The organism is Lacinutrix sp. Bg11-31 (assembly GCF_002831665.1).
GTDB lineage: Bacteria > Bacteroidota > Bacteroidia > Flavobacteriales > Flavobacteriaceae > Lacinutrix.
The window spans coordinates 2842232-2866112 of the sequence record NZ_CP025118.1 but is presented as its reverse complement, the minus strand read 5'-3'; the positions used below and the strand labels follow the sequence as shown (position 1 = coordinate 2866112).

At 31.4% G+C, this 23881-nt stretch carries 20 protein-coding genes; 18 read left to right on the top strand and 2 right to left on the bottom strand.

Annotated features, from left to right (window positions below; genetic code table 11):
* Positions 1–41 precede the first annotated feature (41 nt).
* The 4 genes from mnmG to CW733_RS12880 all read left to right on the top strand — a co-directional run bounded on the left by mnmG (position 42) and on the right by CW733_RS12880 (position 5969).
* Positions 42–1913: a tRNA uridine-5-carboxymethylaminomethyl(34) synthesis enzyme MnmG gene (gene mnmG / locus CW733_RS12895; RefSeq protein WP_100997569.1), complete on the top strand. Its 1872-nt coding sequence runs from the start codon at positions 42–44 to the stop codon at positions 1911–1913.
* 428 nt (positions 1914–2341) lie between these two features.
* Complete coding sequence (locus CW733_RS12890; RefSeq protein ID WP_100997568.1) at positions 2342–3202, top strand: class I SAM-dependent methyltransferase; 861 nt, start codon at positions 2342–2344, stop codon at positions 3200–3202.
* A gap of 224 nt (positions 3203–3426) precedes the next feature.
* Entirely contained in the window at positions 3427–3939 is a 513-nt protein-coding gene (locus CW733_RS12885) for an OmpH family outer membrane protein (RefSeq protein WP_100997567.1), read from the top strand.
* Positions 3940–4079: 140 nt separating this feature from the next.
* Positions 4080–5969 carry a hypothetical protein gene (locus tag CW733_RS12880; protein ID WP_100997566.1) on the top strand — a complete coding sequence of 630 codons (1890 nt, stop codon included), beginning with the start codon at positions 4080–4082 and terminating at the stop codon, positions 5967–5969.
* A 25-nt stretch (positions 5970–5994) separates the two neighbouring features.
* Here the strand turns inward: CW733_RS12880 and CW733_RS12875 are convergent, their stop codons facing one another.
* Positions 5995–7149, bottom strand: coding sequence for a DNA polymerase III subunit delta' (locus CW733_RS12875; RefSeq protein WP_100997565.1), 1155 nt, complete (start codon positions 7147–7149; stop codon positions 5995–5997).
* Positions 7150–7318: 169 nt separating this feature from the next.
* Between CW733_RS12875 and CW733_RS12870 the strand changes: the two genes are divergently transcribed.
* Genes CW733_RS12870 through CW733_RS12855 form a run of 4 tightly spaced genes read left to right on the top strand, consistent with a single transcriptional unit; the run spans position 7319 to position 12748 of the window.
* Positions 7319–8896: a hypothetical protein gene (locus CW733_RS12870; RefSeq protein WP_100997564.1), complete on the top strand. Its 1578-nt coding sequence runs from the start codon at positions 7319–7321 to the stop codon at positions 8894–8896.
* Positions 8897–8913: 17 nt separating this feature from the next.
* On the top strand, positions 8914–10101 hold the full coding sequence (pgk, locus tag CW733_RS12865) for a phosphoglycerate kinase (protein ID WP_100997563.1): 1188 nt from the start codon (positions 8914–8916) through the stop codon (positions 10099–10101).
* A gap of 54 nt (positions 10102–10155) precedes the next feature.
* Positions 10156–11739, top strand: coding sequence for a LysM peptidoglycan-binding domain-containing protein (locus CW733_RS12860; protein WP_100997562.1), 1584 nt, complete (start codon positions 10156–10158; stop codon positions 11737–11739).
* Between the two features lie 22 nt (positions 11740–11761).
* Positions 11762–12748: a DUF4837 family protein gene (locus CW733_RS12855; protein WP_100997561.1), complete on the top strand. Its 987-nt coding sequence runs from the start codon at positions 11762–11764 to the stop codon at positions 12746–12748.
* Between the two features lie 72 nt (positions 12749–12820).
* On the opposite strand, the gene CW733_RS12850 is transcribed toward CW733_RS12855, so the two are convergent.
* Positions 12821–13006, bottom strand: a complete 186-nt coding sequence (locus tag CW733_RS12850) for a twin-arginine translocase TatA/TatE family subunit (RefSeq protein ID WP_100997560.1) — start codon at positions 13004–13006, stop codon at positions 12821–12823.
* Positions 13007–13133: 127 nt separating this feature from the next.
* Here CW733_RS12850 and CW733_RS12845 point away from each other — a divergent pair, with 127 nt between their 5' ends.
* From CW733_RS12845 to CW733_RS12800, 10 genes are all read left to right on the top strand, one after another.
* Positions 13134–14006 (top strand): M23 family metallopeptidase, encoded by an 873-nt coding sequence (locus CW733_RS12845; RefSeq protein ID WP_100997559.1) that lies wholly within the window; start codon positions 13134–13136, stop codon positions 14004–14006.
* A 143-nt stretch (positions 14007–14149) separates the two neighbouring features.
* Positions 14150–14902, top strand: coding sequence for a S9 family peptidase (locus CW733_RS12840; RefSeq protein WP_157811576.1), 753 nt, complete (start codon positions 14150–14152; stop codon positions 14900–14902).
* Positions 14902–16404 (top strand): GH3 auxin-responsive promoter family protein, encoded by a 1503-nt coding sequence (locus tag CW733_RS12835; RefSeq protein WP_100997557.1) that lies wholly within the window; start codon positions 14902–14904, stop codon positions 16402–16404. Before CW733_RS12840 ends, CW733_RS12835 begins: the two co-directional genes overlap by 1 nt.
* A 28-nt stretch (positions 16405–16432) precedes the next feature.
* Positions 16433–18121 (top strand): hypothetical protein, encoded by a 1689-nt coding sequence (locus CW733_RS12830; RefSeq protein WP_100997556.1) that lies wholly within the window; start codon positions 16433–16435, stop codon positions 18119–18121.
* A 15-nt stretch (positions 18122–18136) separates the two neighbouring features.
* On the top strand, positions 18137–19201 hold the full coding sequence (locus CW733_RS12825; RefSeq protein WP_100997555.1) for a hypothetical protein: 1065 nt from the start codon (positions 18137–18139) through the stop codon (positions 19199–19201).
* On the top strand, positions 19197–20210 hold the full coding sequence (rfbB, locus tag CW733_RS12820; protein ID WP_198520135.1) for a dTDP-glucose 4,6-dehydratase: 1014 nt from the start codon (positions 19197–19199) through the stop codon (positions 20208–20210). Before CW733_RS12825 ends, rfbB begins: the two co-directional genes overlap by 5 nt.
* On the top strand, positions 20207–21070 hold the full coding sequence (gene rfbA / locus CW733_RS12815; RefSeq protein ID WP_100997553.1) for a glucose-1-phosphate thymidylyltransferase RfbA: 864 nt from the start codon (positions 20207–20209) through the stop codon (positions 21068–21070). The genes rfbB and rfbA overlap by 4 nt, the downstream gene beginning before the upstream one ends.
* 15 nt (positions 21071–21085) lie before the next feature.
* Complete coding sequence (gene rfbC / locus CW733_RS12810) at positions 21086–21634, top strand: dTDP-4-dehydrorhamnose 3,5-epimerase (RefSeq protein WP_100997552.1); 549 nt, start codon at positions 21086–21088, stop codon at positions 21632–21634.
* Positions 21631–22488 carry a dTDP-4-dehydrorhamnose reductase gene (gene rfbD / locus CW733_RS12805; protein WP_100997551.1) on the top strand — a complete coding sequence of 286 codons (858 nt, stop codon included), beginning with the start codon at positions 21631–21633 and terminating at the stop codon, positions 22486–22488. Before rfbC ends, rfbD begins: the two co-directional genes overlap by 4 nt.
* A 123-nt stretch (positions 22489–22611) precedes the next feature.
* The gene (locus CW733_RS12800; RefSeq protein ID WP_100997550.1) at positions 22612–23880 is read left to right on the top strand and encodes a nucleotide sugar dehydrogenase; all 1269 of its coding nucleotides are present in this window, start codon (positions 22612–22614) and stop codon (positions 23878–23880) included.
* Position 23881: the final 1 nt, after the last annotated feature.

The following is a 23881-nucleotide window of genomic DNA, read 5'->3' as shown; positions in this document are numbered from 1 at the left end:
TTGAATTTTTCAAATGTTTCACGTGGAACAATTAAAAAATTATGTTTAACGAAATTTACGACGTTATAGTTGTTGGAGGTGGTCACGCAGGAAGTGAGGCTGCTGCATCAGCAGCAAACATGGGAAGCAAAACGTTGCTTATTACCATGAATCTACAAAACATTGCACAAATGTCTTGTAATCCTGCTATGGGAGGAATTGCAAAAGGACAGATTGTTAGAGAGATCGATGCGCTCGGTGGATACAGTGGAATTGTAAGCGATACTTCTGCTATTCAATTTAAGATGTTGAATAAATCCAAAGGACCTGCAATGTGGAGTCCAAGAGTTCAAAGTGATCGAATGCGCTTCGCAGAAGATTGGAGATTACTTTTAGAAAAAACAAAAAACTTAGATTTCTATCAAGAAATGGTTTCTGGTTTAATTGTAGAAAACGGAAAAGTTACAGGAGTAAAAACATCTTTAGGAATAGAGGTGAAAGCAAAATCTGTTGTGCTTACTAATGGTACTTTTTTAAATGGGTTAATCCATATTGGAGATAAAAATTTTGGTGGAGGTAGAGCAGGAGAAAGAGCAGCAACTGGAATTACAGAACAGCTAGTTAATTTAGGTTTCGAGTCAGGTAGAATGAAAACAGGAACACCTCCAAGAGTCGATGGTCGTTCTTTAGATTTTTCTAAAATGGCAGAACAACCAGGAGATGCTAATCCAGAAAAATTTTCATATTTAGATATTACAAAACCATTAGAACATCAACGTTCTTGTTATTTAGGACATACAAGTGAAAAGGTTCACGATTTACTTCGCGAAGGTTTCGATCGTTCTCCAATGTTTAATGGTAGAATTAAAAGTCTTGGACCAAGATATTGCCCAAGTATAGAAGATAAAATAAATAGATTTTCAGACAAGAATAGTCATCAATTATTTGTTGAGCCAGAAGGCTGGAATACTGTTGAAATGTATGTAAATGGTTTCTCTACATCGTTACCAGAAGATGTGCAATTTAAAGCCATGCGTTCTATAGTCGGTTTCGAAAACGTTAAGTTTTTTAGACCTGGTTATGCAATTGAATACGATTATTTTCCGCCAACACAATTAAAGCATACGCTAGAAACTAAGTTGGTTGAAGGTTTGTATTTTGCTGGTCAAATTAATGGAACTACAGGTTATGAGGAAGCAGCTTCTCAAGGTTTAATGGCAGGAATAAATGCAGCGCTTAAAGTGCAAGAAAAAGATCCTTTTATATTAAAACGTAACGAAGCTTACATAGGTGTTTTGGTAGATGATTTGATTACGAAAGGAACAGAAGAGCCATATAGAATGTTTACGTCTCGTGCAGAATATAGAACATTGTTGCGTCAAGATAATGCAGATTTTAGGCTAACACCAAAAGGTCACGCTTTAGGTTTGGCTAGTGAAAAAAGATTAAAACGAATGGAGGCGAAGCTTAACGCTTCAGAGAAATTTGTACAGTTTTTTAAAGACACTAGTGTAACTAAAGAAGAGGCTAATCCTATTTTAGAAGCTAAAGATTCAGCTGCTGTAAAACAACAAGGAAAGATGCATAAGATATTTGCTAGACCAAATATTAGTATTGACGATATGCGTAAAATAGAATCTGTAGACAACTATATAAATGAACATAATCTAGATAGGGAAATTATTGAGCAGACAGAAATTCAAGTAAAATACGCTGGCTACATTGATAAAGAAAAGAATAATGCAGACAAGCTTTCTCGTTTAGAGAATATAAAGATTCCGGCTAATTTTAATTATTCAAAGCTGCAATCGATGAGTTTAGAAGCAAGAGAAAAATTAAACAAAATACAGCCTGTTACAATCTCTCAAGCATCAAGAGTTAGTGGAGTATCTCCTGCAGATATTTCTGTGCTTTTAGTTTATATGGGTAGATAATTACCTGATGATTTTTCTTTAATGTTTCACGTGGAACATTAAAATTAAATAGTTTTAGTTAGAAGAAATCATGTTTTATTTTAGTTTTACTCTTTGCCTTTTTAGGTAATAGTCAAGCTTAAATTGTTTACCATAATTATGTAAATAAAGAAAAATTTAGAGAAGGAATACTTGTAAAACACTAACTAGTTATAGCTAGATATTATACTTTTAAATTCCATTTTTGCTAATGCCAATTGTGTTATTAATGGTTAAGAAATTACACTTATTGCGAAAGAGAAAGGCAATGTTAAAAACAATAATCGTTAAAATTTAAAAGGCACTAAATTTAAAATTGTAAAGAATAATAGTCTTTAAATTTATTATTCTAAACCAGTTTGGTTAAAAGACCTTGTGTTAAATAAAGTAGATTAATAATTAAGTTATCTGTGAAAAGCAATCATCAAATATATTTATCGGTTAAAGATTATTCTGTTTCTAGAGAAGAATTTCAATTAGTTCCAAATGCTAAATATGGTTATTTAGAAACCACGCCTCAACCATCTTTAGATAATCTTGCTGGTTATTATGAAAGCGAAGATTACATTTCGCATACAGATAGTAAGCGTAATTTGTTTGAAAAAGCATACCATACTATTCGTAATATTTCTTTGAAAAGAAAATTGAAACTGATTAATTCGTTTAATTCTGAAGAAAAAAAACTATTAGATATTGGTTGTGGTACAGGTGCATTTTTAAAAACAGCTAAAGATAATGCTTGGGAGGTTTGCGGAATAGAACCAAATGAAAAGGCTAGGAGCATAGCTAATAATAGTTGTAATAATTCTGTTTTTAATACAGAAAAGCTACAATCTTTTAAAAATGAAAGCTTCGATGTTATTACACTTTGGCATGTTTTAGAACATTTACCTAATTTAGAATTACAGATTTCAACTTTTAAAAGACTATTAAAACCAAATGGAACCTTAGTTATTGCTGTTCCAAACTTTAAAAGTTATGATGCATTACATTATAAAAACTTTTGGGCTGCTTTCGATGTGCCTAGACATTTATGGCATTTCTCTAGAGAATCTATTTCAAACTTATTTAAAACAGAAAGTATGAAAGTAGAAAAAACACTTCCAATGGTTTTTGATTCTTTTTATGTAAGCATACTTTCAGAAAAATACAAAAAGAGTTTCTTAAAACTACTACCTGCTTTTTTCGTTGGATTACGCTCAAACTTAAAAGCAAAACGCTCTGGAGAGTATTCTTCGCTTATTTATGTGATTAAAAACAGTAAAAACTAAATATTAGGCACCTTGCTGCTTTTGTTTTGGTTTGTTTCTTGTGATAAGGTGGAGGTTTTATAAAAACGCCTTAAAACGCTTTATTTGAATCCATTTTAGATAAGAAAAAACTATTACAAACACTTTTTACTATAGCAAACTCTTATGTTGAGCTTTTAGTTCGATTTTTTGCAAATAAATTACTTCTCTTTTCTATTTTTGCGCAAACATAAAATTATAAAAAAATGAAAAAAATAATATTAGCAGTTATCGTTTTGGTAACATTCGCATCTTGTCAAGAACAAAAAATTGGTTTTGTTGATAACGCAAAAGTGATTAACGATATTCAAGAGAAAAAAGATGTTGAGTCTAAGTACGAGGTTTTAAACGAATCGTTTAAATTACGTGCAGATAGTATTGGTAAAACTTATCAATCGGAATACCAAGCATTACAAATTAAAGCGGCTAAAATGTCTCAAAGTAAACAACAAGAAGCTATGCAATCTTTTCAAGCAAAAGCACAACAGTTTCAACAAATGATGCAAGCAGAGCAGCAACAACTGCAAACTGCTTATCAAACAGATATTGACTCTGTTATTTCTAAAATGAAAGTTACAGTTAAAGACTACGGAAAAGCAAATGGATATAAATTTATTATAGGTGCTAACGAATCTACTGGTAATATTTTATATGGTGATGAAGGATCGAATTTATCAGACCTAATTATTAAAGAAATAGACGCTAAGTATAAAAAATAATAAGAGTAAATTTTCTTTTTAAAAACGCTAAACTACCATTTAGCGTTTTTTTTATGCATTAATCTCTTAGATTTCAAAGCTTTCAAATAATTACCTATATTTAGCCTAATAATTTAACGCTATTAATTATTCTATTTAAGATGATAAAAAACTGTTTATCATTCAGTTTCATTGTCTTTACTTTTTGTGGGCTTTTATATGCTCAAGAAGCTGTTCCTTTTAAAGTTCAAAACGAATTTTATATTTATGGAGATGCAACTGTTATAGGAAACAATATCTTAAGTAAAGACGTAAAAGAACCATTTAACGATACATCACTAACTAATGATGATATTGATATGGTTTTTGTTGATATTGATAATGATCCCTCTACTTTTAGTTCAAGCTCCGCGAGCTTAAAGCTACCCGAAAATCATAAAAAAATTGTTTATGCAGCTTTGTATTGGACCGCTACGTATAGCTACGAACAAGGTTATAAACAAGAGTCTAATGGACAGTTTTTGTTTCAAGGAAAACGTGTAACAAAAAGAGATGATATAGATGATATAATGCTAAAACTACCAAACGGTGAGTATAAAAATATAAACGGAACTGTAATTTTCGATGGAGATCAAGACACAGATTTTGCATTAAATTCACCTTATGTTTGTGTGGCTGATGTAACTAGGTTGCTAAAAAACACTAAGTCTGTAAATGGAGATTATACTGTTGCAAATGTAAAGGCAACAAAAGGCTTTGTTGCAGGAGGAAGTGCAGCTGGCTGGTTGTTATATGTTGTTTATGAAACACCAACAAAAAACCCAAAATACATTACTACTTTTAACGGGTTTGCACACGTGAGTAATGCACCATTAAAAATTAAATTCAATAATTTTAAAGCTTTAGAAAAAGGAGAGATAAAAACAAAATTAACGTTTGCGGCTTTGGAAGGGGATTCTGCACTAACAGAAGATGAATGTTTATTGGTTAATAGAAAATCTAAAAGAGTCTCGCTTTTAAGGACAGAATCAAGACCAAAAAACAACTTTTTTAATAGTAAAATAACGGATAGCGATAATATTTTAAGTAACAGATATCCCAAAAGTGAAAACACCTTAGGCTTCGATATTGTGTCTATGGATGTTCCAAACGAATCGGAACCTATTATAGATAATACAACTACCGAAATTGAAATGGCTTTCAATACAGAATCTGATAGGTTTTATATGTTTTTTACTGCTTTTCAAACTGAAATAAGTAAAATTTTTTATGAAGAAAAGACAAGCAATATTGTGGAAGAAACTATTGAAATTGACAAAACAAAAAGTGTTGTTTTAGAAGTTGAAAAACCTAAAGAGGAAAAGAAAAAAAGAAAGAAACCAATACAAAAGGAAAGAATAAAAAAAGAGAAAAAGAAACAAATAAAAGTGCCAGCTACTGCAGTGCAAGTGAAGGTTGAGAGAACTAAAACACCAGTAAGTATCATTCAAGATGTTTATACTCCAAAAGAAGAATTATATAAAGTTGAAAACTACACACCTGTATTAGAGAAGAAGAAGAAACCGCTTCCAATTTGGCTGCAGAAAAATCAACCAGATGAAATTTTAAGTGATTTAGAAACAGGTGTTTATCAGCCAAACGTAACCCTGAAGCAACCAATTTTTTCGAACAATTCTCTAGTTATGAATAGAGAAAATTATGAAAAATTGCTTACCAAAGAAGATTATGTTTACGAAACACAAAAATTTAAGCGTATTCTTAATCAAGAGCCAGCATTAATTGATGGAGTTACAAAAGGATATTATGTAATCGCTGGTTTGTTATACGACCTGGATTATGCTATAAGTTATCAAGAAGAGCTTAAAGATCAAGGTGTAAATTCAAAACTATTTAAAGATGTTTCTCAGGGTAAATATTACATTTATTTATATAACTCTGAAAACTTCTACGATGTTTTTATGCTTAGAAAAGCATTTATTAAAAGCATATTTTTAAAGCAAGTATGGATTTTAAATATTAATATAGAAAAGCAGGTTATAAAAAAGTTGTAATCTAAAAACGAATTGTAATCTTCTATTATTCTGGTTTTTTATGAAGTAACCTCGTGAGTTTTATAGATAAATCTGTAAGGATTATTTTAGAGTTTCCGTTGCGTTCAATATGGTAAATAGCATCTTGTAATTCGTTTGAAATATCTATAATATTATTGTTGTGTACAAAAGGAGCAAATTTTTCAAGTTTAAATTTTTCGCTCTTAATTTCCATATAAACTAAAGCACCAGCATTATAATTTAATAATAATGCTTGACGAAAAAAGTCTAAACAGAAATTTAAAAAGTGTTTCTGTGTTTCGCGACCTGTTTTAGCAATATCCTCACTCCATTTTATTAAATCGTGGATTGCAGCTTTGTTACCTTTTGCCTTAAAAGCAGCACGAATCCAGAAAATAAACCAAGTTTCAAACTGGGTGTCTTCACTATCATTATAAACTAAATCGCAGGCTTTATTGTAATTACCGTTAGCTTGATGTGCTATTTTAACTGCTACAGCTTCATTTAAACTATAGTTTTTAATGAGCGCATTTTTTATATCAACTTCGGCTAAAGGAGGAAAATGCAATAACTGACAACGCGATCTAATAGTGTTAATTATTTGTTCTTCTTCTTCAGCAATTAAAATAAAAACAGTCTTGTTTGGTGGCTCTTCAATTAACTTTAAAAGTTTATTTGAAGCAGCAGTATTCATTTTATCTGCCATCCAAATTAACATCACTTTATAACCACCTTCGTAAGATTTTAGAGCAAGAGATTTAATAATATCTTGTGCTTCGTCTACACCTATTTGACCTTGTTTATTGTCGACGCCTAATTGTTTGTACCAATCAAACAAGTTTCCATAAGGTTGTTTGGTAAGTAAATCGCGCCATTCTTCTAGAAAATGATTCGAAACAGGATGCTTTTTTATTTTATCGTTTGTAGTAACAGGAAAAGCAAAATGCAAATCTGGATGCGAGAAGTTTTTAAACTTCAGATTGCAAGCATTACCTTCTTCACTGTTTTCGCCATTAGTATTAGAGCATAAAACATATTGTGCATAAGCAATTGCCATTGGTAAAGTACCAGAACCTTCTGGTCCAATAAAGAGTTGAGCATGAGGCACGCGACCATTATCTACACTTGTTGTAAGGTGTTTTTTTATATGAGTCTGTCCAATTATATCACTAAAAAGCATAAAGCAAATATAGTTTATACTAGTTATAGTTTAAATTTAAGCGAAAGGAAATCGTTTGTTTTTGCAAAGTATTGGTTTAAACGTCAATTTTAAACACTTTATCCCAAAAGGGTGTCGTAGTAATTATATATATTTGAATTGTGAAAAAATGTCGCTATTTTTTTTAAACATGAAACCACAATTAATGAGAGTATTATTACTAATATGTATTTCCTTTTTAGGATTTTCTAACGTCTATTCGCAAGAAAAAGAAGCGATTAAAGATCGTTTAGATTACGATGGTGTAGATTTTAAATCGGTAAACGAATTTTATATTTATGGAGACTCTAAAACTATTGGAAACAGTATTTTAGGAGAACATAAAACGAATGATTTTAACGATATGAATGTTATTAATGACGATGTAAAAATGAAATACATCGACATCGACAACGATAAATCTACCTTTAGCTCAAGTTCGGCTAAATTAAAGCTCCCAGATAATTTAAAGAAAATTACTTATGCTGCATTATACTGGACAGCAACATATAGCCTTGAGCAAGGAAAAAAAAGAAAATCGAAAGATAGTTACGAGTATAAAGGTGATTTTAGGCAAAATCGAGCAATAGATACAGTAAAATTTAAAACACCAAATGGCGAATACCAAACCATTGGTGGGAATATTTTATACGATGGAGCAAAAAATCCAACACATGCCATAAACTCTCCTTACGTTTGTTTTGCAGATGTTACAAAAATACTTAGAGATGCAGAAGAGCAAAACGGAAACTACACTGTGGCCAATGTAAAAGCGTCGCAAGGTTATATTTCTGGCGGAAGCGCTGCAGGATGGATGCTTTATATTGTTTACCAATCGCCTACAGATAATCCAAAATACATTGCATCTTATAATGGTTTTGCATTAGTAAATAATTTACCTGTAGATATTACATTTAAAAACTTTAAATCTGTAGATCAAGGCGATGTAAAAACATCTTTAGTGGTTTCTGCACTAGAAGGAGATATAACTTTATCGCAAGACGAATGTGCTATTATTAAAAGAGATGGTTCTTATCAATCGCTTAGTAATGGAGTTAGGAACCAACAAAACTTTTTTAATAGTAGTATTACAAATAATAGTCTACTAAATTCCGATCGTATACCAAGCAGTAGAAACACATTAGGTTTCGATATTGCAGAGTTAGAAATACCTAACTATAACAATTCTATTATAGACAATAATATGAGCGCTACGACTTTGCGATTAAAAACACGCTCAGATCGTTTTTATATGTATTTTGCTGCATTTCAAACTGAAATTAGTCAGGACTTTTTTGAAGATGTAGTTGAAGAAAAAGAACCAGTTAGCAAAGTATCTACTATAGAACCTGAGGTTATTAGAACTACACAAGCCGAAGTTGCGAAAAGTAAAAGAAAATACGTTTGGAAACCATTAGGAAAACAAGGTTTTAACTCTAAAGCTTTTAAGAGGTTGGTAGCAAAACGTTCAACACTCTTTAATGATGTTAGTAAAGGGTATTATGTAGTTACTAATGTGTTTTCTGATAGTCCTCGCGCTAGAAAATGGGAAGGTTATCTTATTAAAAAAGGATACACACCAATTACTATTACTAATCCAAAAAACGGATGGCAATACGTAGCTATTATGCAAACAGAAAGCGCCAAAGAAGCCTTTACAAAACAACAAGAATTAATTCAAGAATACCAATTTAGAGACACTTGGATAATAAAAGTAAACCTAGACTAAAAGCTTAAAAAGAACAGATGAAGACTTTAAACGATTTCAATTTTAAAAATAAAAAAGCATTAATTAGAGTAGATTTTAATGTGCCATTAGACGATAACCTTAAAGTTACTGATGCTACAAGAATTTCTTGCGCAAAACCAACAATAATTAAGATTTTAGAAGATGGTGGAAGTTGTATTTTAATGTCGCATTTAGGGCGTCCAAAAGGTGTTCAAGATAAGTTTTCTTTAAAGCATATTGCAAGTAAGGTTGAAGATCTAATTGGTGTAGAAACTAAGTTTGTCTCTAGTTGTGTAGGAGCAGAAGCTGAAGAGGCAGCTGCTAATTTAAAACCAGGAGAAATATTAATATTAGAAAACCTACGTTTCCACGAAGAAGAAACAAAAGGAAATCGTGACTTTGCTGAGCAATTATCTAAGCTTGGAGACATTTATGTAAACGATGCTTTTGGTACAGCACACAGAGCGCACGCATCTACAACGGTTATAGCGCAATTTTTTCCTGAGAATAAATGTTTTGGCCTTTTATTAGAACAAGAAATAAAGAGTATTGATAAGGTTTTAAAGTCAGACGACAGACCTATTTTAGCTATTTTAGGAGGTGCAAAAGTATCGTCTAAAATAACAGTAATAGAAAACATTTTAGATAAGGTAGACGATATTATTATTGGAGGAGGAATGGCCTTTACATTTGTAAAAGCACAAGGCGGAAGCATTGGAAATTCTTTAGTAGAAGACGATAAATTAGAAATGGCTTTAGACATTTTAAAGCAAGCAGAAGCTAAAAATGTAAACATACATATTCCTGTAGACTCTATAATTGCAGACGCTTTTAGTAACGATGCAAATACTAAAATTTGCAATATAAATGAAATTCCAGACGGTTGGATGGGATTAGATGCTGGGCCAAAATCTAGAAAGCAATTTCACGAGGTTGTAATGAAAAGCAAAACTATTTTATGGAATGGACCTTTAGGTGTTTTCGAAATGGAAAACTTTGCAAACGGAACTATTGCATTAGGAAATTCTATTGCTGAAGCTACTAAAAAAGGAGCCTTTTCTTTAGTTGGAGGTGGAGATTCAGTAGCTGCTGTAAAACAATTTGGTTTCGAGAAGAAAGTAAGTTATGTAAGTACTGGAGGAGGTGCAATGTTAGAAAGTTTAGAAGGTAAAACACTACCAGGAATTGCTGCTATTCTAGAGTAAAATACCATTTCTGTTATTATTACGTTATACCAATTTAAACACAATCCCTTTTTAATGATATCAGTTTTAAAATATATAGTTGTACTGTTCTTTGTTTTCTTCGGATTGCAGTTGAACGCGCAAGATTCTTTAACAGTAAAAACTACGCGACTCTCAGAGTCCGAATTAATTGCTGGCGAAAGCTATGTAATAGATACAATAGTCGACGGAAAGGCCTTCTTTAAAAAACCTATAGAGCCATTAAAGGATATAGATTTAACGATGGAATTGCAAGACCATGAATTTGCTTCTGAAATAGATAAAAAGTGGATGGAAGAGCTGTATAGCACGTCTCTTTTTGATACTATTTATCGCGATGTAACAGATTTAAAATATGAAGCTGTTTATTATCCAGAATTACCTACAGACACTTTAAAGGCAAGGTTAGCGCGCTTAAATGCTAGAACACCTTTTAATATAGAATACAATCCGCAATTAGAAAACTTAATTAAACGTTGGTTAAAAAATAGACACCATTCTATGGAGCGTTTAATGGGATTAAGTAAATATTACTTTCCTATGTTCGAACGCGAGATGGATAACTACAATATCCCTTTAGAGATGAAGTATCTCTCGATTGTAGAGTCAGCATTAAAACCAAGAGCAAAATCTAGAGTTGGAGCAACAGGATTATGGCAATTTATGTTTGCTACAGGAAAACAATATGGGCTAGATGTAAGTAGTTATGTAGACGAACGTAGCGACCCTATAAAATCCACAAAATCTGCAGCAACATACTTAGCAAAATTATATCAAATTTTTGGTGATTGGGATTTAGCATTAGCAGCTTATAATTCTGGCCCAGGAAATGTAAGTAAGGCAATAAGGCGTTCAGGTGGTTATAAAAACTACTGGAATATTAGACCAAATCTTCCACGTGAAACAGCAGGTTATGTACCTGCTTTTTTAGCAACAATGTATATTTTTGAATATGCAGACGAGCATGGTTTTGTGCAACACAAACCTCAGTTTAATTATGTAGAAACCGACACTATTCATGTAAAACAGATGATTACTTTAGACCAAGTTTCAGAATTTACAGGTGTAAAAATGGAGACGCTTCAGTTTTTAAATCCGTCTTATAAATTAGACGTTATTCCTTTTATAAAAGGAAAAAATTACACCTTAAGATTACCCAGAAACGTGGTTGGTGCTTTTGTTAATAACGAAAAAGAAATGTATGCTTTCGCTAAAGCAGAATTCGATAAACGAGAAAAACCTTTACCACAACTTAAAAATTCAGATACAAAAACGCGCTATTCAGTAAGACAAGGCGATTATTTGGGTAAGATTGCAAGAAAGTTTGGTGTTCGTGTAAGCCAGTTAAAACAATGGAATGGTTTAAGAAGTAATAACCTTAAGATAGGACAACGCTTAACTGTTTATCCACGAAATCCTTCAGCTATAACAAAAGCTTCCCGCAAACCTAAAAGCACTGCAAACTTTAACGGAAAGACATATAAAGTTAAAAGCGGAGATTCATTGTGGAGTATTTCGCAAAAATTTTCAGGAGTTTCTGTTCAAGATATTAAAGATTGGAACGATATTAGTGGTACTAATTTAAAACCAGGCATGACTTTAAGGGTGTCGAAAAGTTAGTAATTCTAAAAACAAATAAATTATGCGTAAACTTATTCTATTAGTAGTCATTATAGCCACTACCTTTTCTTGTGATAATAGTAGTAAAGGAGGTATAAAAATACTTCCAGATTCTGCAGGCCCAGTTAATAAAATAGCTATTGTTGTAGATAATGAGTTGTGGAAAAACACTGTAGGTGAAACCATTAGAAGTGTTATGGCACAACCTATTGACGGTTTGCCACAGGAAGAGCCAATATTTTCTTTAAGTCAAATACCTACTCAGGTTTTTACTGGTTTTGCAAAACAAAGCAGAAGTATTTTAAAGGTTGAACAAGGTGAAGCTAATTTCAAAATAGAAAGAGATGTACATGCAAGGCCACAAAAAATAGTGACTGTTTCTGGAAAGGATATAGCAGAAATTAAAGAACAAATAACTAAAAATGCTGACAATATTGTTGAAGCTTTAAAAGCTGAGGAAATAAGATATAAGCAAACACAAATGTCTAAATCTTTATCTAGAACTAAAGAGATTCAAGAATCCCTAGGAATAAAGGCGAGGTTTCCGTCTTATTATAGAGTTACAAATACTATTGCAAAACCTGAAGATAAATTTTTTTGGATAAAACGAGATATCCCAACTGGTTATACAAATGTATTGTTTTACGAACTACCTTTAAGCGCTATTAAAAAGGATGATAGTTTGGTGAGTCAAATTATTAGAACTAGAGATTCTATTGGTAAAAAATATATTTCAGGACCAGTAGATGATAGTTATATGGCAACAGAAATGGCTTATGCTCCACATGTTTACCAAACAATAATTGATAATAAACCAACAATAGAAGTTAAAGGACTTTGGGATGTAAAAAACCAGTTTATGTCTGGACCTTTTATTATGTATTTAATCGAAGATAAAATTAATAATAGATATCTTGTTGCCGAAGGTTTTGCTTATGCACCATCAGTATCTAAACGTAATTATGTTTTTGAGCTTGAATCTATTATAAAGTCTATTAGAATAAATTAATTATATACAGAATACTGAGCACAAAAAAACCATCGCATTGCGATGGTTTTTTATATAGTTTAATTTAGAAATTTACTTTTTTTCTTCAGCTTTTTCCTCATCTTCTTTACTAGCGTCTTTAAATTCTTTAATTCCGCTTCCAAGTCCTTTCATAAGTTCTGGGATTTTTTTACCTCCAAAAAGTAATAAAATAGCTATAACTATTAATCCAATTTGCCATGGTCCAAATGCACCTAAAAATATACTTAATGATATCATAATATATGTATTTAAGGTACAAAGTTAGTAATTAAAGTTTAATTAAAGCGTTTTAAAGCTAACTTTAGTATATTGTTAAATAGGTAAAGTTATATTTTTATTTACTTTTGTTTTAAGATGAGCACGTATGGCTAAGAAGATTAAAAAGACTAAAAAAATATCTAAGAAACTACTTAATAAGTATCGTTTAGTAATACTAAACGAAGATACTTTCGAGGAGCGATTAACATTTAAACTCACACGTTTAAATGTATTTGTGCTACTTGGTATTTCGTCTATTGCATTAGTAGCTTTTACAATTTTACTAATTGCTTTTACGCCATTGCGAGAATATATTCCAGGTTATTCTTCAACCGCTTTAAAAAAGCAAGCAGTAGAGCTTAGCTATAAAACAGACTCGTTACAACAGGTAATTACCTATAACGATCAATATTATGCTTCAATAAGAAAAGTACTAAAAGGCGAAGTAAGTACTGTAAAGTTTAATAGAGACTCTATAATAGAAGCAGCTAAAACAGACGCAAGTGAAGTAGATTTGTCTGCTAGTGAAGCCGATTCTATATTAAGAGCAAAAGTTGATAAAGAAGATAAATACAATCTTTTCGAAACTGCAAAATCTAAAACTAATTTTGTGTTATTTCCACCAGTAAATGGTGAAATTAGTGAGCAATATAATGCTAAAGAAAAACATTATGCAGTAGATATAGTAGTAGCAAAAAACACACCAGTTAAAGCTACTGCAGATGGCACAGTAATTTTTGCAGAATGGACAGCAGAAACAGGCTTTGTAATCTTAATAGAGCACAGTTACGGGTTGCTTTCTGTATATAAGCACAATACTACGCTTACTAAAGAACAAGGCGATTTAGTAAAAGCAGGAGAAGTAATTGCAACCTCAGGAAATACAGGAGACTTGTCTACAGGACCACATTTACATTTCGAGTTATGGAGCGATGGTTATTCTGTAAACCCAACTAATTTTATAGATTTTAAGAAATAGTGAGAAGAATTCCGAAAATAGTAATAAACCTTGTAATTATCATCATACTTTTTTCTTGCAAAAAAGAAGATATAAGCACCTTTCACAATCAAATTATTTCACAACAGCTTTTAAACAACACGGAATCATTTCATATTGAAGGAGTGGAAACCTATAAAATTAATTATAAATCTGAAGGTTTAAATATTGAAGGTTTTATTGCAAAACCAATAACAAATAAGGAAAAGGCAAAATTACCAGCAATTATTTTTTGTAGAGGCGGAAATCAAAGTTTTGGAATGCTTAATGCATACCAACTAAAAATGATAAATCAATTAGCAGAAAACGGATTTGTAGTTTTAGCCTCTCAACTTAGAGGAAATATAGCAAGTGAAGGCGTTGATGAGTTTGGAGGAAAAGATGTAAATGATATTTTAAAGTTAATAGATATAGCAAAAGAATTAGATTTTGTAGATGCCAAAAATATTCATGTTTTAGGCTATTCTAGAGGAGGAATGAATACTTATCAAGTGTCTAAATTAACAGATAATATAAATAGTATTGCTGTAGTAGGAAGCCCAACCAATAAATTTAAAGCCATTAAATTTAGAGAAAGCATGTATCAATATGTATACAAACCTTTGTTTGGTGATACAATACAAAACAAAAACGCTTACGTTAATCGATCAGCAGTATTCTGGCATAATAAATTAAACGAGCCAACCTTAATTCTTCATGGAAGTGATGACTCTAGAGTGGCACTAGAGGAAGCGCAACAAATTATAGATTCGCTTACTGCATCAAACAAAAAAGATTTTGAATATAAAATATTTGAAGCAGGAAATCATTCACTTTCAAACTATAGAGAAGAAAGGGATAGTTTAATTATTAACTGGTTTAAAACACACAACAAATAATGCTATCACTAAAAGCAGCTTTAGCAAAACCATTTGCTAAAAGAGTTTATAAAAAAGTTCAGAAATGGGCTAATAATCCTATTGAAACCCAGGAAAAGGTTTTTCGAGATTTAATTAGAGGAGCTTCGGAAACAGCCTTTGGAAAAGATCACGGTTTTAATACTATAAAAAATCATGACGATTATGTAAAACATGTTCCTATTCGTGATTATGAAGCACTAAAACCGTACGTAGAAAGAGTAGTTGCAGGTGAAGAAAATATTCTTTGGAAAGGAAAACCACTCTATTTTGCAAAAACATCTGGTACAACATCAGGCGCAAAATACATTCCTATTACTGCCGAAAGTATGCCTAATCATGTAAATGCAGCACGAAATGCCATCTTGCTTTATATTCATGAAACAGGAAATTCTAAATTTGTAGATGGTAAAATGATTTTCCTTCAAGGCAGTCCCATTTTAACAGAACAAAACGGCGTGCAATTAGGACGATTATCTGGAATAGTAGCTCATTACGTACCTAAATACCTTCAAAAAAACAGATTGCCTTCATGGGAAACCAATTGTATTGAAGACTGGGAAACTAAAGTAGATGCAGTAGTAGAGGAAACATTACCAGAAGACATGACTATTATTTCTGGTATTCCATCTTGGGTTCAAATGTATTTTGAAAAGCTTCAGAAAAAAACAGGACAAAAAGTTGGTGATATTTTCAAGAATTTTAACCTTTTCATTTTTGGAGGCGTTAATTACGAACCTTACAGAGCCAAGTTCGAAAACTTAATAGGACGAAAAGTAGATAGTATAGAATTGTATCCTGCGAGTGAAGGTTTCTTCGCTTTTCAAGATAAGCAAGAAGAAAAAGGAATGTTGCTACAGCTAGATTCTGGAATGTTTTACGAATTTATTTTAGTTGAAGACTTTTTTGAAGATAACCCAAAACGAATTACAATAAAAGATGTTGAAGTTGGTGAAAATTACGTTTTAATAATTTCTACAAATGCAGGATTATGGGCTTATAATGTTGGAGACACAGTAATTTTTACAAGTACAAAACCATATCGCGTTATTGTTTCAGGACGTATAAAACACTTTATTTCTGCCTTTGGCGAGCATGTAATTGGTAAAGAAGTAGAACACGCTTTAAGAATAGCTACAGAAGGTACTTTAGTTAGAATTAATGAGTTTACGGTTGCACCACAAATTAGTCCAGAATCTGGATTACCATATCACGAATGGTTTATAGAGTTTGAAAACGAACCTGAAAGTCTTTCCGCTTTAGCGCAAAAAATAGACCAAGCTTTACAACAACAGAATAGTTATTATTTAGACTTAATAATAGGTAAAGTTTTACAACCTTTAAAGATCTCAGTAATTCAAAAAAACGGATTTCAAAATTACATGAAATCAATAGGGAAATTAGGTGGGCAGAATAAAATTCCACGTCTTGCAAACGATCGAAAAATTGCTAAGGCATTAAATACTGAAATAATACTGAAATAATAGTATCTTTGTTAGCTAATGAAACTACATGAGTAAAATAAAAAAACACGAAAGAACGAGGGCGCAAGAGAGCTCGAACGCTATAGAAAGAATGTACATTACGATGCGACATTTATTTAATCGTGGTTTTTATAAGCCTATGGGAATATCTGGAGAAACGCTTCGCGAAGCTCTTTTAGTATTAAGACCAGAAATTTATGGCTCGATTGCAGACGAAAAAGCTGAGTTAGAAGGACTTTTATATGTTATTGATAGACTTCCAATTGGTATTGAAGAATGTCGTTTTATTAACCTTACAAGTGATGAAGGTTATGCGAATTCTCATTTTGAAGCTATTATTCCTCCAAAAAGAAGACGTAATTGCTACAGAATTGACGAAGAGCAAATGAATATTGAAATCACGCGTGGACGCAGTGAAATCTACGATATTTTAACACACTTAACATTTCTATTTGTTGAATCTCATAAAATTTTTAAACGCGTAGTTATAGACGAGAAAGGAACTACAACTAGAGATTGGATTAAGTTAGAAGCTGCTGTCTTAAGCAAAAAGAAACTAACGAACCAAGAGCGTGAAATAGCAATAACACATACTGCAAACATTTTAGGTCGTACTTTTAAAGAACTTACAGATGTTTATAGTGTTTTTGCAACAACCAAACATCCAGAACGCTTATTAGAAATTGTGTACTGGTTAGGAAAACTTGCTATAGACGAGGTTGTAAATAATAACAAGCGTACAGTTACTTTTAGTCCTGTTTTACGTGAGCGTTTAGGTCACCACATTCATGGAGAGCGCTGGGCAGACACAATAAAAGAAACACTTAAAAAAAACGGTTTATTATCAAGACCAATACATATTATTAGTGCTAATCTACATAGTGTTATGAATACTTTGTATGCACCACAAGCATTAAAAGCGTTGGCATCTAAAAAAGATGTTTTTGAGGTTTACGAAGCATTAAGCAGCTCTGAAAATGAAAACCTACGCAATAAAGTAACACAAAAAGCGTTACAGCAAGGAATGATTTATATCAAAGATACTTCTGGAACCAATATAAATGTACAGATTTTTGATACAGCAAAGCTAGATTTAAGTCTTACAGATTTAGGGCTTAATAAAGCTGATAAAAACAGTGAAAAACCTGTGCTTTTTGTAATGGATTATGCGTTTGGAGAACAGGCTTACGAAACTATAGATGAGTTCTTAAAACCGTACGAAGAAGGCAAAGAGAAAACACATTTAAATATCGAGTCTATCTCAATAATGGGAAAAGCTGGAATTTTAGAAGGCGGAAAAGGAGATATAATGATTCCATCTGCACATATTTTTGAAGGTACGGCAGATAATTATCCGTTTAAAAACGAGCTTAGTAAAGCTGATTTAGAAGGACAAGGTGTTGAAGTATTTGAAGGTAGTATGATTACTGTTTTAGGTACATCTCTTCAAAACAAAGACATTTTAAAATTCTTTTTTAATTCAACCTGGAATGTTATAGGTTTAGAAATGGAAGGTGCGCATTACCAAAAAGCAATACAAGCAGCATCAAAAGTACGCGGTAGTATTAATCCAGATGTAAAAGTGAGATATGCATACTACGCAAGTGATAACCCATTAGAAACAGGAAGTACATTAGCTTCTGGAGGTTTAGGAACGTCTGGCGTAAAACCTACATATTTAATAACAAGAAAGATATTACAACAAATTTTTAATTAACCATTAGAATAAATTATGAGTCAAGAACTACCATCAAATAAAAACAGTAACGAAGAAGTAGATTTAATTGTGTTTTTTAACCTCATTGGAAACGCACTAACTAAAGTTGTAAGCTTTTTTACATCGGTAATAAAAGCAGTTTTTTCTGTAGCTATCCATACTGTAAAGATATTTATTAATAGTTGGAAAATTATTCTAGGAGTAATCGTCGTTTTTACAATAATAGGGTATGTGTTAGAGCAAACAAAGAACGTGTCTTATCAGTCTGAGATGTTAGTAGAGCCTTTTTATGGGTCTAAATACCAGTTAGTTACTAATATTAAGTATTTTAATGCACTAATAGCAGAAAGGGATTACGATGCATTAAGTAATATTTTTGTTGAGGATTCTATAAGTTTGGATGTTAAGAATATTTTAGGGTTTAAAGTTGAGCCAGGTCCTGAAACAGAGAATGATAGAATTTTACAATACCAAGGTTTTATGCAACGTCTTGATTCTGTAAGAAAGGAAGAAATGACGTTTGATGATTATATAGAAAACAGAAGTTTATATTCGGGAGACTTGTTTTTAATTACAGCATATTCATCACAAAAGGATATTTTTAAAAATCTTGAAAAGGGAGTTGCATCAGCATTTACTAATCAATTTTCAGCTGAAGCGTTTATAAAAAAAGAACAACTTAGAGAACTACAAAAGCAAAATCTAAAAACCCAACTTCAAGAAATTGATAGTTTAAAAACATTTTACATAAAAGTAAGAACAGACGAGTCTAAAACAGGTTCTAAAAAAATAGACTTAGGAGGAATTTCACTCTCTAATGATACTAGATCTACAACACGTGAGTATGAACTATTGGAGAAAGAAAACATTATTAGAGACCAGTTAAAATCGTTAGATCAACAAAAAATTGAAGAAGATAAGCTTTATGCTGTCATATCAAGCTTCCAAGGTGTTGGAGAAATAAAACGTAGTTGGCGAGATAAATACTCTTTAATTTTCCCTGCACTAGCATTTGTTTTATTATGTATATTCTATCTTATATTTAGAGTGGTAAATTATGCTAAAAACTATGAAGATTAAAACGATTTTAATTACTGGTGGAGCAGGTTTTATAGGCTCTAACTTTATACTATATTTTTTAGAAAACAATAAGGACACCCATATTGTAAATTTAGACAAGCTTACATATGCAGGAGATATTACAAATACAAAAGAGGTTAAAAATAACCCAAGTTATACTTTTGTAGAAGGAGATATTTGTAATAGAGAACTTCTTGAAGATTTGTTTAATAAATATAGCTTTTCTGGCGTAATTCATTTTGCAGCAGAATCTCATGTTGATAATTCTATTAAAAATCCAAGTGCTTTTATAGACACTAATATTACTGGAACATTTAACTTAATTGATGTTGCAAAGGCGTATTGGATGGATGGACCAAATCAAATAAAAACAGGTTTTGAAGCGGCAAGATTTCACCACATTTCAACCGATGAGGTTTATGGAACTTTAGGTGAAACAGGTTTGTTTACAGAGCAAACACCTTATGCCCCAAATAGCCCTTATAGCGCATCTAAGGCATCATCAGATTTTATTGTGCGTAGTTATTTTCATACCTACGGATTAAATGTTATTACGACTAATTGCTCTAATAATTATGGGCCAAAACAACATAACGAAAAATTAATACCAACCATTATTAGAAAAGCGATTTCTGGTGAGAATATTCCAATTTATGGAGATGGGAAAAATATTCGCGATTGGTTATATGTTTTAGACCATTGCAAAGGGATTGAATTGGTTTATAAAAAGGGTAAAGCAGGAGAAACTTACAATATTGGAGGAAGAAACGAAAGAGACAATTTGTGTATTGTAAAAACAATTTGTGAGATTTTAGATAATGTTAAACCATCTAAGAAGTCGTATAAAGAACAAATTACTTTTGTAAAAGATAGACCAGGACACGATTTTAGATATGCCATTGATGCAAACAAGCTAGAAAAAGAATTAGGTTGGAAAGCAGACGAGAACTTTGAAACAGGCATAAAAAAAACAATAGAATGGTATTTAAATAAATATAACAATAAATGAAAGGTATAATATTGGCAGGAGGATCAGGCACACGCTTACACCCATTAACATTGGCAGTAAGTAAACAACTAATGCCTATTTATGATAAGCCAATGATCTATTACCCATTGTCAACATTAATGTCGTCTGGTATAAAAGATATACTAATTATTTCTACACCTCACGATTTACCTTTATTTGAAGCTTTACTTGGAGATGGAAAAAAATTTGGGTGTAATTTCGAATACGCAATTCAAGAAGAGCCTAATGGTTTAGCAGAAGCTTTTATTATTGGAGCCGATTTTATAGGCAAAGATAAAGTTGCGCTTATTCTAGGGGATAATATATTTTATGGAACAGGTTTAGAAAAGTTATTACAAGAGAATAGTGACCCAGAAGGAGGTGTTATTTATGCTTATCATGTGCATGACCCAGAGCGTTATGGTGTTGCAGAGTTTGATGAGCACGGAAAAGTTATTTCAATTGAAGAGAAACCTGAAAACCCTAAATCTAATTATGCCGTTCCTGGTATTTATTTTTATGACAATGAAGTTGTAAATATTGCTAAGAATATAAAACCAAGTCCTAGAGGTGAGTTAGAAATAACAGATGTAAATAAAGAATACTTAAAGCAAGGAAAACTAAAAGTTAGTGTTCTAGATAAAGGGACTGCTTGGTTAGATACAGGAACATTTAATTCATTAATGCAAGCTTCACAATTTGTTCAAGTAATAGAAGAAAGACAAGGTTTAAAAATAGGAGCAATAGAAGAAGTAGCTTATAAAATGGGTTATATTAACAAATCTCAACTTCAAGAACTTATTAAACCATTAGTAAAAAGTGGATATGGAAAACATCTACTTAGTATTATTGAGGAATAAAATAAAATAATTTAAATGAAAATTTTCGAAACTAAATTAAAAGGCTGCTTAATTATTGAGCCTAAGGTTTTTGAAGACAAAAGAGGTTCTTTTTTTGAAAGCTTTAATACAAAGCAGTTTAATGATTTAACGAATTCTAAAACTAATTTTGTTCAAGATAACGAATCATATTCTACAAAAGGAGTTTTAAGAGGGCTGCATTACCAAACAGGATTGCATGCTCAAGCAAAGCTTGTGCGTGTAATTAAAGGAAGGGTTCTAGACGTAGCTGTAGATTTAAGAAAAAGTTCTAAAACATTTGGAGAATATGTTTCAGTAGAACTTTCTGAAGCAAATAAAAAACAACTTTTTGTTCCTAGAGACTTTGCCCATGGATTTATTGTATTAAGCGAGACAGCAATTTTTTCTTATAAATGTGATAATTATTACGATAAAGAGTCTGAACAAGGAATTATTTTTAGTGATAAAGATTTGAATATTGATTGGAAACTACCTAAAGAAGAGTTCTTGATTTCAGAAAAAGACATCATACTTCCAACATTTAAAAATGCTGTTTTACCATGAAGACTAAAGTTTTAGTAACTGGTGCAAATGGACAATTAGCACAAACAATAAAAGTATTATATAGTGCAAACAAAGAAAATGTTCAGTTTGTTTTTGTAAATAAAAATGAATTAGATATTACTAATTATAAGGAGGTTTCTAACTTTTTTTCAATAAACAATTATGATTATTGCATTAATTGTGCAGCTTATACAAATGTAGAGCAAGCAGAAGAATTTATAGAATTAGTCTTTAAGATTAATGCTGAAGCGGTAAAAAACTTAGCGCTTTTATGTAAAAAACATAGAACAGTTTTAATTCATATTTCAACTGATTATGTTTTTGATGGAAAAGAAGAAACACCATATCTTGAAACAGATCTAACTAATCCAATCAACCAATATGGTAAGTCTAAATTAAAAGGCGAGCAGTGTATCTCTAACTCATTAAAGGAGCATTTTATTATTAGAACGTCATGGTTATATTCAAACTATGGTAAGAATTTTGTAAAAACAATTGCAAATAAAATAAAAGAAAACTCAGAACTTAAAATTACAATTGCAGAAACAGGAACACCAACAAGTTGTATAGATTTAAGTAGTTTTTTATATTATTTAATAACTACAAAAAGTAATAAATATGGTATTTACCATTTTAGTAATGAGGGTATTACAACCTGGTATGGTTTTGCAGTAGAAATTGCAAAACATTTTAATTCTTTTGATCTTAAAAAGATAGTTCCAGTAGAAGGGTTTATAACTAAAGCAAGACGACCAAAATATAGTGTAATGTCTAAAGATAAAATATTATTAAATTTTAAGCTCTCACCAAACAATTGGAAAGATGCCTTATCTCGTGTTTTAGAAACGTTTTAACTAAAAATTTTATTTTTAGAGTAATCTGACAATAAAAAATATTAAATATATTATTTTTGCAGACGCTAGACAATTGATTTTTTATAACTAAAACAAGTATTCAGCTATAAATTAAGAAAATAAATGAACAAAAAAATAGCCATTATTGGCCTAGGATATGTAGGTCTTCCTTTAGCAGTAGAATTTGCTAAAAAATATAAAGTAGTAGGTTTTGATATAAACAACTCTAGAATAGATCAATTAAACTCTGGCCACGATAGCACTTTAGAAGTGTCAGATTCTAACTTAGAATCAGTTCTTAATCAAAAAGAAAATGGTTTAGCCTTAAGTTTTAATGCTGAAGATATTAAATCTTGTAATATTTTTATTGTAACAGTACCTACACCAGTTGATAAAAACCATAGACCAATATTAACACCTTTAATAAAGGCTTCTGAAACAATTGGTAAAGTACTTAAAAAAGGAGACATAGTTATTTATGAGTCTACGGTTTATCCAGGAGTTACAGAAGATGAATGTGTCCCAATTTTAGAAAAAGTAAGTGGGTTGAAATTTAATGAAGATTTTTTCTGTGGTTACTCTCCAGAAAGAATTAATCCAGGTGATAAAACACATACGGTTGCTAATATTAAAAAAGTAACTTCAGGCTCTACACCTAAAATAGGTGAAGAAGTTAACAGCTTATACGCTTCTATAATTACTGCGGGAACACATTTAGCGCCTTCAATAAAAGTTGCTGAAGCTGCCAAGGTAATTGAGAATGCTCAAAGAGACATTAACATTGCTTTTGTTAATGAACTTGCAATGATTTTTAATAAGTTAGATATTGATACACATGCAGTTTTAGAAGCAGCAGCAACCAAATGGAACTTTTTACCTTTTAAACCAGGTTTAGTTGGAGGTCATTGTATAGGTGTAGACCCATATTATTTAGCTCAAAAGGCTCAAGAAGTAGGCTACCATCCTGAAATAATTTTAGCAGGAAGACGTTTAAATGATTCTATGGGAGAATTTGTAGCTACCGAAGTTTTAAAGCTAATGGTTAAAAATGATATAGCTATTAAAAACGCTAAGGTCTTAATGCTAGGCATTACTTTTAAAGAAAACTGCCCAGATATTAGAAACACCAAGGCTATCGATGTTTATAATGCATTAGTTAACTTTAATATGGATGTTGATGTATACGATCCATGGGCTTCAAATGAAGAAGTTTTTAATGAATATCAAATTCATACTACAGATAAAATTAAGGAAACTTACGACGCTATTGTTCATGTAGTAGCTCATAAAGAATTCACAACATTAGACTTGGAATCAATTAAAAATAAAAACGCTATAGTGTACGATGTAAAAGGAAATTTAGAATTAAAAAAAATAACAAAAAGACTATAAC